The sequence below is a fragment of the Candidatus Accumulibacter contiguus genome, assembly GCF_036625285.1.
GTDB lineage: Bacteria > Pseudomonadota > Gammaproteobacteria > Burkholderiales > Rhodocyclaceae > Accumulibacter > Accumulibacter contiguus.
Genome location: NZ_JAZKUC010000001.1, coordinates 2860210 through 2872654, shown reverse-complemented (window position 1 = coordinate 2872654; position 12445 = coordinate 2860210). Strand labels below are relative to the sequence as shown.

Annotated in this window: 11 protein-coding genes; 10 read left to right on the top strand and 1 reads right to left on the bottom strand. The window is 60.0% G+C overall.

Going from position 1 to position 12445, the window contains the following annotated elements; translation table 11 throughout:
* Positions 1–4 precede the first annotated feature (4 nt).
* The 5 genes from V5B59_RS13930 (at position 5) to V5B59_RS13910 (ending at position 5924) form a co-directional block, all read left to right on the top strand.
* The gene (locus tag V5B59_RS13930; protein WP_169071770.1) at positions 5–556 is read left to right on the top strand and encodes a thioredoxin family protein; all 552 of its coding nucleotides are present in this window, start codon (positions 5–7) and stop codon (positions 554–556) included.
* Positions 557–619: 63 nt separating this feature from the next.
* Entirely contained in the window at positions 620–1429 is an 810-nt protein-coding gene (locus V5B59_RS13925; protein ID WP_034917593.1) for an inositol monophosphatase family protein, read from the top strand.
* A gap of 166 nt (positions 1430–1595) precedes the next feature.
* Positions 1596–2687, top strand: a complete 1092-nt coding sequence (gene apbC / locus V5B59_RS13920) for an iron-sulfur cluster carrier protein ApbC (protein WP_288129620.1) — start codon at positions 1596–1598, stop codon at positions 2685–2687.
* Between the two features lie 323 nt (positions 2688–3010).
* Complete coding sequence (dcd, locus tag V5B59_RS13915; protein WP_169071769.1) at positions 3011–3577, top strand: dCTP deaminase; 567 nt, start codon at positions 3011–3013, stop codon at positions 3575–3577.
* A gap of 109 nt (positions 3578–3686) precedes the next feature.
* The gene (locus V5B59_RS13910; protein ID WP_169071768.1) at positions 3687–5924 is read left to right on the top strand and encodes an arginine/lysine/ornithine decarboxylase; all 2238 of its coding nucleotides are present in this window, start codon (positions 3687–3689) and stop codon (positions 5922–5924) included.
* A 47-nt stretch (positions 5925–5971) separates the two neighbouring features.
* On the opposite strand, the gene V5B59_RS13905 is transcribed toward V5B59_RS13910, so the two are convergent.
* A complete protein-coding gene (locus tag V5B59_RS13905; RefSeq protein ID WP_034916285.1) occupies positions 5972–7423 on the bottom strand; it encodes a hemolysin family protein in 1452 nt (483 codons plus the stop codon).
* 330 nt (positions 7424–7753) lie between these two features.
* On the opposite strand from V5B59_RS13905, the gene hisG reads away from it, so the two are divergent.
* From hisG to V5B59_RS13880, 5 genes are all read left to right on the top strand, one after another.
* Positions 7754–8410, top strand: coding sequence for an ATP phosphoribosyltransferase (hisG, locus tag V5B59_RS13900; RefSeq protein WP_034916291.1), 657 nt, complete (start codon positions 7754–7756; stop codon positions 8408–8410).
* Positions 8403–9716 carry a histidinol dehydrogenase gene (hisD, locus tag V5B59_RS13895; protein WP_169071767.1) on the top strand — a complete coding sequence of 438 codons (1314 nt, stop codon included), beginning with the start codon at positions 8403–8405 and terminating at the stop codon, positions 9714–9716. The genes hisG and hisD overlap by 8 nt, the downstream gene beginning before the upstream one ends.
* A gap of 211 nt (positions 9717–9927) precedes the next feature.
* Positions 9928–10062, top strand: a complete 135-nt coding sequence (locus tag V5B59_RS13890) for a hypothetical protein (RefSeq protein ID WP_256436019.1) — start codon at positions 9928–9930, stop codon at positions 10060–10062.
* An 84-nt stretch (positions 10063–10146) separates the two neighbouring features.
* On the top strand, positions 10147–10479 hold the full coding sequence (locus tag V5B59_RS13885; RefSeq protein WP_169071766.1) for a DUF3024 domain-containing protein: 333 nt from the start codon (positions 10147–10149) through the stop codon (positions 10477–10479).
* A gap of 196 nt (positions 10480–10675) precedes the next feature.
* Positions 10676–12208, top strand: coding sequence for a mechanosensitive ion channel family protein (locus V5B59_RS13880; protein WP_169071765.1), 1533 nt, complete (start codon positions 10676–10678; stop codon positions 12206–12208).
* The last annotated feature ends 237 nt before the right edge of the window (positions 12209–12445 follow it).

Sequence of the window (12445 nt, the reverse complement as noted above, 5' to 3'; positions counted from 1 at the left end):
CTTTATGGCGCTCACCCCCCCGGTTTGTGACTTTGGCTGGCAGGCCGTTGACTTCGAACTCGAGGATACCCATGGTTCCCGGCAAACCCTCGCCAGCCTGCGTGGTCCGAACGGGTTGCTACTGATGTTCATCTGCAACCACTGCCCCTATGTCCAGGCGATCATCGACCGCATTTGCCGCGACGCGCGCGCGCTACAGGCTCTGGGTATCGGCGTCGCAGCCATCATGAGCAATGATCCGGCCGAATACCCGGAAGACTCCTTTGAAAACATGCAACGGGTGGCCAGGGATCTGCATTTCCCCTTTCCCTATCTGCTTGACGCCACCCAGGATGTGGCTCGCAGCTACAAAGCGGTGTGCACGCCGGACTTCTTCGGCTTCAACCGCCATCTGCAATTACAGTATCGTGGACGTCTGGACGCCAGCGGCCGTCTGCCGGCCCCTCCCGATGCCCGACGCGAACTGGTCGAGGCAATGCGCCTGGTTGCCGAAACCGGTCGCGGCCCACACGAGCAGACCGCCAGCATGGGTTGCTCGATCAAGTGGCGCAACTGATTCAGCATGTGCGATGAAGAAGGCGCAGGCACGCCGGCGATCACTGACGCCAAGCTGAAGCGCATGCTCGACGCCAGCGTCGCGGTGGTCCGCGAGGTGGCGCAACGCGAGATCATTCCGCGTTTCCTGCGCGTCAGTCATGGACAACGCAAGGACGATGGTTCGCTGTGCTCGGAAGCCGACCTCGCTGCGCAGCATTTTCTCATGGGGCGTCTGACCGAGATCCACGCCTGCCCGATCATTGGCGAAGAAATGACACCGGCGGTGCAACGAGCCGGTTGGCAAGACGGCAGCACCGACGAGCACGGGCTGTGGTGTATCGACCCGATTGACGGCACCACCAATTTCATCAACGGGCTGCCCTGCTTTGCCGTTTCCATCGCCTGGATGAGTGCGCGGCGCGCACGCCTGGCGGTGACCTACAATCCGATCACCGACGAAATGTTCTATGCCCGTGAAGGCAATGGCGCCTACCTCAATGGCCGCCGCCTGCCCTTGCGCCAGGTGACCGCGGATATCCGTCGCGCCGTCGGGGGAGTAGACTTCAAACGGATCCCGAAGCCACTGGCTGACCGAATCGCAGTCAGCCCGCCTTTTTACTCACAGCGCAATTTCGGCAGCTCGACACTCGACTGGTGCAACCTCGCCGCGGGTCGGCTCGATCTCTATCTGCATGGCGGCCAGATGCTCTGGGACTACGCCGCCGGCAGCCTGATCCTGCGCGAAGCCGGCGGCCAGATGTGTACCCTTGCACAGGATGACTACAACGCGGATGATGTCTGGCGACGCCCGGTAATCGCTGCACTCGATCCGACGGTATTCGCCACATGGCGAGACTGGGTTCGCTACCACAGCCAGCCCGCGATCTTCTGATCAAGCGCCGCTGGTCTGCTTCCGGCGCTAGTCGATCCATAGTTTCCCTCCGGTCTGCCAACTGCCGAACTACTGCACCCGGCATCGCGGGCTTGCGTGTGCTTTGCCGATATTTCGGTTAAACTTTACTAAATTACTCTGGTATCCACCACAGGAGCTTTGACCAATGGCTGTAACGACTGAAGCCGTACAGGCGGCACTCAAGGAGTTGATCGATCCCAATACCCAAAAGGATTTTGTCTCCACACGTTCCGCCAGGAACATCAGGATCGACGGCGCCGACCTCGCGCTCGATATCGAATTGGGTTATCCGGCAAAAACCCAGCTGGACGACATTCGGCGCGCGGTGCTCACAAAGCTCAGGAGCATCCCCGGAGTCGGCAATGTCAGTGTCAATGTCACGGTCAAGATCGTCGCGCACACCGTTCAGCGTGGCCTGAAGCCGCTGCCCGGCGTCAAGAACATCATCGCCATCGCCTCCGGCAAGGGGGGCGTCGGCAAGAGCACGACGGCGGTGAATCTGGCATTGGCGCTGGCCCAGGAAGGGGCCAGCGTGGGTCTGCTCGACGCCGACATCTACGGTCCTTCACAGCCGCAGATGCTCGGCCTGGCCGGACAGAAACCGGAATCACAGGATGGTACGTCGATGGATCCACTATGGGCGCATGGCCTGCAGGCGATGTCGATCGGGTTCATGATCGACGTCGATTCACCGATGGTCTGGCGCGGGCCGATGGTCACCCAGGCGCTCGAACAATTGCTCAAGCAGACCAACTGGCAGGATGTCGATTATCTGGTGGTTGACCTGCCGCCAGGAACCGGCGACACGCAGCTGACGCTGGCACAGAAGGTCCCGGTCACCGGTGCGGTCATCGTCACCACCCCACAGGACATCGCCCTGATCGACGCGCGCAAGGGACTAAAGATGTTCGAGAAGGTCGGCATCCCGATTCTCGGCCTGGTGGAAAACATGAGCATCCACATCTGCACGCAGTGTGGACACGAGGAATACATTTTCGGTCAGGGCGGCGGCGAGCAGATGTGCCGGGACTACGACACCGAGTTCCTCGGCGCCCTGCCACTGGAACTCTCGATTCGCGAACTGACCGACTCCGGCAAGCCGACAGTGGTCGGTGCACCGGAATCGCGCGCTGCCGAGATTTATCGGACGATTGCGCGCCGCCTGGCGGTCAAGGTTGCCGAGCGCGCCAGGGACATGAGTGCAAAGTTTCCGAGTATCGTCGTACAGAACACTTGAACGGCCTTCCTCCGGCAGCGACGGGGCCGGGCCGTCCTGCATTTGAGCCATCTGAGCCTTGCCACACGCCTGCCGGCAAGGGCAGCTAACGGTCATGACTTTTCCAGGCACCCCCGATCATGAAAGTCATAGTGGGGAGGGGAGCCCTTCGACAAGGCTCAGGGCTGGATTCGTGAGTCGCTGACGCGACTTTCACATCAAACAGCGTGCACGAGACCGCAAGTACGAGAACTGCAGCGCTCTCGACAGCAGTTCCTTCTGTTGCCTGGACACCGTAGAATGAGAGCCTTTCCTGGATCAGCGGTGTGTTGGGGTAAGCGGCAATGTCAATCAAATCGGATAGGTGGATCCGCCGCATGGCGGCAGAGCACGGCATGATCGAACCTTTCGAGCCGAATCAGGTGCGCGAGATCGATGGTCGCCGCATCGTTTCCTACGGCACCTCCAGCTACGGCTACGACATTCGCTGTTCGAACGAATTCAAGCTGTTCACCAATCTGAATTCGACGATCGTTGACCCGAAGAACTTCGATCCGAATTCGTTCGTCGAGGTCAAGAACGATTTCTGCATCATCCCGCCGAACTCCTTTGCCCTGGCGCGGACCATCGAGTATTTCCGCATTCCGCGCAGCGTCCTGACAGTCTGCCTCGGGAAGAGTACCTATGCACGTTGCGGCATCATCGTAAACGTCACGCCTTTTGAACCCGAGTGGGAAGGCCATGTAACGCTCGAGTTCTCGAATACGACGCCACTGCCCGCCAAGATTTACGCCAATGAAGGCATCGCGCAGGTTCTGTTCTTCGAATCCGACGAGGAATGTGAAATATCGTACAAGGATCGTGGCGGCAAGTATCAGGGCCAGATGGGCGTGACCTTGCCGAAGATCTGATGGGCATGCGACGCCACACACCGCAAGGTACCGAGGCATGCAGGCAAATCAACTGTGCTGCGCTTGTCGCCGCCCCCCAGCCAACCGACTCCTGATACTGGATCCCTGAATGCATTTCAATTTCCCGGTCATCGTCATCGACAAAGACTACCGTTCGGAAAACACCGGCGGGCTCGGGATTCGCGCGCTGGCCAAGGCGATCGAGAAGAAGGGCTTTGAAGTCTTCGGCGTGACCAGTTATGGTGACCTGACTTCGTTTGCCCAGCAACAAAGCCGCGCCTCGGCCTTCATTCTGTCCATCGACGATGAAGACTTCAGACACGGCAAGGCCGACCAGACCGTCGGCAGTCTGCGTGCCTTCGTCAAGGAGATTCGCTGCCGCAACGAGGACATCCCGATCTTCCTGTACGGCGAAACGCGCACCTCCCGGCACATCCCGAACGACGTGCTGCGCGAGTTGCATGGCTTCATTCACATGTTCGAGGATACTTCCGAGTTCATCGGCCGCCACGTGGTCCGCGAGGCCAAGGCCTACCTGGAGAGCCTGGCGCCACCCTTCTTCCGCGCCTTGACGCACTATGCCGAGGACGGATCGTATTCCTGGCACTGCCCCGGTCACTCGGGCGGTGTCGCTTTCCTGAAAAGTCCGGTCGGGCGGATGTTCCACCAGTTCTTCGGCGAGAACATGCTGCGCGCCGATGTCTGCAACGCCGTCGAGGAACTCGGTCAGTTACTCGACCACACCGGTCCGGTCGCCGCCTCGGAGCGCAATGCGGCGCGAATCTTCAATGCCGACCACCTGTTTTTCGTCACCAACGGCACCTCGACCTCGAACAAGATCGTCTGGCATTCGACCGTCGCGCCAGGCGACGTCGTCGTCGTCGATCGCAACTGCCACAAATCGATTCTTCATTCGATCATCATGACCGGTGCCATCCCGGTCTTCCTGATGCCGACCCGCAACCACTACGGGATCATCGGACCGATACCGAAAGAAGAGTTCCGCTGGGAGAACATCCAGAAGAAGATCGCGGCGCATCCCTTCGCGCGCGCGGTCGCCGCCAAACCGCGCGTACTCACCATCACCCAGAGCACCTACGACGGCATCCTCTACAATGTCGAAGAAATCAAGGAAATGCTCGATGGCGTGATCGATACCCTGCACTTCGACGAAGCCTGGCTGCCGCACGCGGCTTTCCATGATTTCTACGGCGATTACCATGCCATCGGCGCTGATCGCCCGCGCTGCAAGGATGCGATGATCTTTTCGACGCAGTCGACGCACAAGCTGCTGGCCGGTCTCTCGCAAGCCTCGCAGATTCTCGTCCAGGATTCCGAAGGGCGCAAACTCGACCGCGATGTCTTCAACGAAGCGTACCTGATGCACACCTCGACCTCGCCGCAGTACGCGATCATCGCCTCCTGCGACGTCGCGGCAGCGATGATGGAAGCCCCCGGCGGCACCGCACTGGTGGACGAATCAATAGCCGAAGCGCTCAACTTCCGCAGCACGATGCGCAAGGTCGAAAAGGAATGGGGTGCCGACTGGTGGTTCAAGGTCTGGGGCCCGGAAGACCTGTCGGAAGAAGGCCTCGAAGACCGCTCGGCGTGGATCCTCAAGCCCGGCGAACGTTGGCACGGCTTCGGCATGCTCGCCGAAGGCTTCAACATGCTCGACCCGATCAAGGCAACGGTCATTACGCCGGGACTCGATGTCGATGGAGACTTCGCCGATTGGGGAATTCCGGCGGCGATCGTCACCAAGTACCTGGCCGAGCACGGCATCATTGTCGAGAAATGTGGTCTCTATTCCTTCTTCATCATGTTCACCATCGGCATCACCAAGGGTCGCTGGAACACGCTGGTCACCGAACTGCAGCAGTTCAAGGATGGTTACGACCAGAACATGCCCTTGTGGAAGGTGATGCCGGAGTTCCTGGCCAAGAATCCGCGCTACGAGAAATGCGGGCTGAAAGACCTCTGCAAGCAGATCCACGGCATCTACGCGGCCAACGATGTCGCGCATCTGACCACTCGCATGTACCTCTCGGACATGGAGCCGGCAATGAAGCCGACCGATGCTTTTGCCCGTATGGCACATCGCGAGATTGACCGCGTTCCGATCGACGATCTGGAGGGAAGGATCACCAGCACCCTGCTGACTCCCTACCCACCGGGAATTCCCCTGTTGATCCCGGGCGAGCGCTTCAACGCCACGATCGTTCGCTACCTGCAATTCGCGCGCGATTTCAACGAGCGTTTCCCTGGCTTCGAGACCGACGTCCATGGCCTGGTCAAGGCAATCGTCGACGGCAAGCCGGTCTACTCGGTCGATTGCGTTCGCTAGCAACCGCGGGAATCGCTGCGACGAGCCCGGCAAGCCGTCGTCACTGGCTAGCGGTCATTCGTTGCGTGCGACTCGTCCGTGGATGGCAAACTGGCATCTGCTGCCGAAGAGTTTTCGACCAGACGGACGACCCCATCGTCTCCAACGGCGGTATCTTCGAACTTCAACAGGGTGATCCGATGGTTGTCCATCTCGAGCACCGTCAGTTGGCCGCCTTCCAGCTGGACGGTATCGCCGACTTTCGGCACGCTGCCGTGCCTCTTGTAGAACAATCCCGCGAGGGTGACGTAGTCGTCATCAGTCGGGAACGGGAAATCAAGCAGGACGTCGAGATCGGAAACCCGCATCGAGGCGTCGATTTCATACTGACTGCCAATCAGTTTCCTGACTCGCCTCGCCTGGCGAGTGAATTCATCCTCGTAGTCGCCGACGATTTCCTCGAGGATGTCTTCGAGCGTGATGATGCCCTCGGTGCCGCCATACTCGTCGATCACCACCGCCATCTGCTGCCGGGTGCGCTTGAAGTCCTTGAGCAGGTCGCTCAGCAACTTGCTGTTGGGAACGACGTACGGCGCCTGCACAAAGTCACCGACTGGACGGTGACTGACTTCTTCGAGCGTCTGGCCGGTACTCTCGGCCATCACCGTCAGCAATTCCTTGATGGCGACCACGCCAGTGATCCGGTCCAGGCTCTTGTCGTACACCGGGAAGCGTGCGTGTGGCACGTCGCGGAAGACACGCAGGGCGTCGGCCAAGGTATCTTCCTGCGCCAGGGCCCGGATGCGCGTGCGCGGGATCATGGCCTCGCGCACCGTGTGCTCGTCGAGTTTGAACACCCCGCGGATCATCTCCGTTTCCTCCGGCGCCAGTGTCCCATCCTTCTCGCTCGCCGAGAGAATCATGCGGATTTCCTCGACCGACATCGTGAAGTGGCTATGGCCTTCGCCTTCGAGATTCCGCTGCCCGAAAAGCCGCAGCAACGCGTCTGAAGACAGCTTCATGATGTAGATCAGCGGCCGGAAGGTGAGGTAAAGAATGTTGATGATGCCGCCAACCGCCATGCTCATCTGCTCGGCCTTGTGAAAGGCCAGCACCTTGGGCGCCAGCTCGCCGGCGACCACATGCAGAAACGAAATGACGATAAAGGCGAAGACGTACGAGACCGTGTGTGCTGCCTTGACGAGGGCTTCGCTGTCGCCGAACAGGGCAAAGGTCGAGACGAAGGTCGAATCGGTCAGCGTGCTGATCGTCTCCATACCGACGGCGCCAAGGCCCAGGGAAACCAGGGTGATGCCGACCTGGGTCACCGAGTAGAAACGTTCCGGCTCATTGTGCAGCATCTCGACCCGTGCTGCGCGCCGATCGCCCTCCTCTGACAATTGCCTGATGCGGCTGCGGCGGGCCGAGGAAATGGCGATCTCCGAACCGACAAAAAAGGCATTGCCGGCGACGAAGGCCAGAATCAGTCCAAGGTTGATGTAAAGATGCAGTTGGTCCATCTGAGTGCTCCTCCGGTGTTTGCGGCAGCTGAATACCCCGGTTGCCCCCTGGGAACTCTCCAAAGGAACGACCAGATCCAGCGCCATCGTGACCGCGTGCGCTGCATAACTCTTGCTTTTCTGCAGGCTTTCCCCCTGCTTGCGCCACGGCGCCCGAATAATACGCCATTTATGCCTAAACTCTAACCCTTCAGGGCAATACTGCCCGCTTCAGGAAAGCAGCGAAGGGCACCTCGCCTCGTTCCTTCCCTTGCCGACTGACTCTCGCGTGTGCCGCTCCGGCCGCTGCATTGCGGTAGAATGCGGGCTTTGTCGCGCAGGGAAAAGGCCGTGGACGGCATCACCATTGCTCTATCGAAGGGCCGGATTTTTGACGAGACTCTGCCCCTGCTGGCAGCCGCCGGGATCGAGCCGCTCGAGGATCCAGAGACCTCGCGCCGCTTGATCATCCCGACCAATCGGGAAAATGTCCGCGTGGTCATCGTCCGCGCCACCGATACCCCGACCTATGTGCAATACGGTGCCGCCGACCTCGGCGTCGCCGGCAAGGACGTTTTGCTCGAGCACGGCAGTGAAGGTCTCTACCAGCCGATCGACCTGAAGATCGCCAGGTGCCGGATGATGGTCGCCGTACCCGCCGGTTTCGACTACGCGCACGCCGTGCGCCAGGGCGCGCGCCTCAAGGTGGCGACCAAGTACGTCAATATTGCCCGCGAACACTTCGCGGCCAAGGGCGTACATGTCGACCTGATCAAGCTCTACGGGTCGATGGAACTGGCACCGCTGGCCGGACTTGCCGATGCCATCGTCGACCTGGTGTCCACCGGCAATACGCTGAAAGCCAACAATCTGCTCGCCTGCGAGCACATCATGGACATCTCGTCGCGGCTGATCGTCAATCAGGCCGCACTCAAGCTGAAACGCGAAATGCTGGCGCCGATTCTCGAAGCCATCGCCGAAGTCACGGAGTCATCGACCAATGATTGAGATCAAGCGCCTATCCAGCACGGACGCCGACTTCCAGGCCCGCCTCGATGCGCTGCTGGCCTTCGAGGCGGCGCAGGATGCCTGCGTCGAACAGACGGTCGCCGGCATCCTCTCCGAGGTGAAAGCACACGGCGACGCCGCAGTGATCGAGTACACCCGGCGTTTCGATGCCCTGAGGGTCCATTCGATGGCCGAACTCGAACTCTCTCAGAACAAACTGCAGCAGGCACTCTCCAGCCTGCCACCAGCACAGCGCCAGGCGCTCGAAGCCGCTGCCGAGCGCGTGCGCAGCTACCACCTGCGGCAGCCTCTGCAGAGCTGGCAATACGAAGACGAAAGCGAGGAAACGCGCGGCACGATGCTGGGCCAGAAGGTGACGCCGCTCGACCGCGTCGGCCTCTACGTCCCCGGCGGCAAGGCCTCGTACCCCTCTTCCGTGCTGATGAACGCGATTCCGGCGCGTGTCGCCGGGGTCAGGGAACTGATCATGGTCGTGCCGACGCCGGCTGGCGAGAACAACCCGCTGGTTCTCGCCGCTGCGGCATTGGCCGGCGTCGATCGCGTCTTCACCATCGGCGGCGCGCAGGCGGTCGCCGCTCTCGCCTACGGTACAGAGACCATTCCCCAGGTAGACAAGATCGTCGGCCCCGGCAACGCCTATGTCGCCGCCGCCAAGCGCCGTGTCTTTGGCGTCGTCGGCATCGACATGGTCGCCGGTCCGTCGGAAATACTCGTCATTTGCGATGGGCAGACCGACCCCGACTGGGTAGCCATGGACCTTTTCTCGCAAGCCGAACACGACGAACTCGCGCAGTCGATCCTGATCTGTCCGGATGCCGATTACCTCGACCGCGTTGCCGCTTCGCTCGACGCACTACTGCCAACGATGCCGCGTCAGCGGGTCATTCGTGCAGCACTCGAAAATCGCGGCGCGCTGATCCAGGTGCGCGATCTCGACGAAGCCTGCCGCATCGCCAACCGCATCGCACCCGAACACCTCGAACTCTCGCTGGTCGATGCCGAAGCCTGGGTGAACAAGATTCAGCATGCCGGTGCGATCTTCATCGGCCCTTACACTTCGGAGGCTCTCGGCGACTACTGTGCCGGCCCCAACCACGTCCTGCCGACGTCCGGCAGCGCCCGCTTCTCGTCACCGCTGGGGGTGTACGACTTCCAGAAACGGACCAGCCTGATCCGGGTGTCACAGGCCGGTTCGAAAACCCTGGGCCGCATCGCGGCAACGCTGGCGTATGGGGAGGGCCTGCCGGCGCACGCGCGGTCGGCGGAGTATCGGGTCGAGAGCTGAAGCGCTGGGGTGAAACCCGAAGCCGCGCTGCTGCGGAATCGCTCCGCGGTAGCCTGTGCATCCCGTCTGTGATCCCGGAAAATCGCCAGAACCCTGGGGGATGAAAGAGATTCAGACTTCGATCACGGCATTTGAATCCACACTTTATTATTCACATGCAGGAAAAATTCCCAGAAGCACAGAAGTTCAGGATTGAGATGCAGGAGGAGATATGGCTAATATTCGAAAAGCGTGGGTTTTCAGCCCGCCCAAACCTGTCGCACCCAAGGTGTCAGCGCAGGTAAAGGCCGATTTGCAACAAAAAGCGGACGAACTCGTCGAGACAGCAATTCCCGGCCTGATTTAACATGTTGATTTATATTGACAATTAACGCACCAAACCTGTGCATGCAATTTGGGAACTATTTGTAATCAATGGCTTGGGCAACTTATGCCGGGAATTGCTGTCGTCGAGACGGTTCTGAAGCCGAAGTATATCCAGTCTCCGCCTGCGCCAGACCAATTTCAGCACAACTATATCGCCGATATTTATACCAAGTGGTATCGCCATTATTTTTACTTTTGTGCGAAGTATTGCGTCCCACACCCGGATGCAATGGTGCCGTTTTTTGAAGCGAAATTCTCCCGACTGGAATATACCGGAAGAGAGCGATTCAATATGTCATACATGCGCCATACCGGCGAGTGGGTGAATATTTATTCCGACTTGGCCATCGAAGAATGTTTGGTAGCCATCACGGAAGATTCACTATTTGAACCGTAACCCCCCAAGTTCGACGGATGGCAGATAAGTTATTGAACTTTAAGGCTTTAAATGCGCCACTACATAACAATCTAACCTATCATAATCAATTACTTAGGCGCAAAATCGTCGAACTCGGGTAACCCGATTCCCGCGCCGTCTGCTGCGGCGGGAACTGGCAAGCAGACCGGAACGAAACCCTCTCGGAGAAATACTGATGCTGCAGCTATGGGAAACCGCGGTCGGCTATTTCTGGCGCCCGGAACTGCCCTGGGCGCTTGGTTTTACTTTTGGGTTGGGGCTCCTTCTTCTGCGTTTCCTGCGCGCCGATCGGCGGGTGATCATCAACTCGCTGGAACTGTACGTATTTTGCCTTCTTGGCAAGTTCGTCTCGGCCGTGCTCGAAGCCTTCGGTCTACACAGCGGGGCAGAGATCGTCCACGAGATCTTCGTCCTGGGTTCCGGTCTGATCATGATCCATTTGACCGGGTTGCTGCTGTTCCGCCTGACCTTCCCGTTGATCCGCCTGCGCACGCCAAGAATCATCGAGGACCTGTTGATTTTTGTCGGATACATCGCCTGGGTTCTGGTGCGATTGCGTCTTGCCGGCATGGATCTGGCGAGCCTGGTCACGACCTCGGCGCTGATCACGGCGGTCGTTGCCTTCTCGATGCAGGATACGCTGGGCAACACCATGGGAGGGCTGCTGCTGCAGTTGGAAAGTTCGCTCAAGATCGGCGACTGGATCAGCATCGGCAGCGTCTCGGGTCGAATCTCCGAAATCCGCTGGCGTTACACGGCGGTGGAGACACGCGACGGCGAAACCGTGGTCTTTCCCAACAGCGTCTTGATGAAAAACCCGTTTACCGTCATTTCGAGTCCTGGCCAAAGGCAACCGGAGTGGCGGCGCTGGCTGTGGTTCAACGTGCATTGCTCGATCCCGCCGGGACGTGTGATCGAGATCGCCGTAGCGGCGGTGACGGCGGCTGACATCGCGAATGTCGCCAAAGAGCCCGAGCCGGGTTGTGTGCTGATGGAGTTCGGTTCTGGATTCGGCCGTTATGCGCTACGCTATTGGTTGGTGGACCCTGGCCCCGATTCCCCTACCGATTCCGCGGTCAGGATGTGCCTGTTCGCTGCTTTGCAGCGCGCCGAGATCGAGTTCGCGATCACCGAGCACAGCGTGCATATGGTCATCGATTCGCAACAGCGCCGCGAGCAGAGCCAGGCACGCGACCGGCAACGTCGCCAGGCAGTTCTCCGCTCTGTCGATCTGTTCAGCGGGCTGACCGAGGGCGAGCTTGCGATCCTGGCCGAAGGTCTGACCTACACTCCGTTTGCCAACGGGGAGGTGATCATTCGTCAGGGCGTGGCAGGGGATTCGCTCTACCTGCTGGCCGAAGGGGAAGTCGATGTCTGGATCGAAGGTCCCGCGCAAAGCCGCCGCCATGTCGCCACTCTGGAGCCGGGCGAGGTGTTCGGCGAGATCGGGATGATGACTGGAGAGCCACGCCGCGCCACATTGATCGCCAGGAGTTACGCGCAATGCTACCGATTGGACCAGGCAAACTTCGAGCAGGTGATCCGTTCACGCCCCGAAATTGCCGAGGAAATCGCGCGCATTGTCGCCACCCGCGAACGGGAATTGGCCCGGTTTCAAGAGGACCATCTGGGGCGCGCGAGCACCGAGGTTTCGCTGCGTGCCCAGAGCATCCTGGGCAAGATGCGCGCGTTTTTCGGGTTTCGCTAACGGTCATGACTTTTCCAGGCACCCCCGATCATGAAAGTCATGACCGTTTCCCTCTCCCTCGACCCCTTCCACGGCCCGCGCTGCATCGCGGGCCGGCTGCGGCGGCGCGGAGCGGTGCTCCGCGAAACCCCGCCTGCGCCCCCGCGAGGGGGGAGGGGAGATTCGTGAGTCGCATACGCGACTTTCACATTAAAAACCCGCGATCCAGATGGAGCGATTTGACACATCGCTGCAGTC

What these genes read in the sequence shown, in the direction of transcription:
- V5B59_RS13890 (WP_256436019.1), top strand. Translation starts at nt 9,928, where the DNA reads ATGGCTAATATTCGAAAAGCGTGGGTTTTCAGCCCGCCCAAACCTGTC.
- apbC (WP_288129620.1), top strand. Translation starts at nt 1,596, where the DNA reads ATGGCTGTAACGACTGAAGCCGTACAGGCGGCACTCAAGGAGTTGATC.
- dcd (WP_169071769.1), top strand. Translation starts at nt 3,011, where the DNA reads ATGTCAATCAAATCGGATAGGTGGATCCGCCGCATGGCGGCAGAGCAC.
- V5B59_RS13925 (WP_034917593.1), top strand. Translation starts at nt 620, where the DNA reads ATGCTCGACGCCAGCGTCGCGGTGGTCCGCGAGGTGGCGCAACGCGAG.
- V5B59_RS13880 (WP_169071765.1), top strand. Translation starts at nt 10,676, where the DNA reads ATGCTGCAGCTATGGGAAACCGCGGTCGGCTATTTCTGGCGCCCGGAA.
- V5B59_RS13885 (WP_169071766.1), top strand. Translation starts at nt 10,147, where the DNA reads ATGCCGGGAATTGCTGTCGTCGAGACGGTTCTGAAGCCGAAGTATATC.
- V5B59_RS13930 (WP_169071770.1), top strand. Translation starts at nt 5, where the DNA reads ATGGCGCTCACCCCCCCGGTTTGTGACTTTGGCTGGCAGGCCGTTGAC.
- hisD (WP_169071767.1), top strand. Translation starts at nt 8,403, where the DNA reads ATGATTGAGATCAAGCGCCTATCCAGCACGGACGCCGACTTCCAGGCC.
- V5B59_RS13910 (WP_169071768.1), top strand. Translation starts at nt 3,687, where the DNA reads ATGCATTTCAATTTCCCGGTCATCGTCATCGACAAAGACTACCGTTCG.
- V5B59_RS13905 (WP_034916285.1), bottom strand. Translation starts at nt 7,423, where the DNA reads ATGGACCAACTGCATCTTTACATCAACCTTGGACTGATTCTGGCCTTC.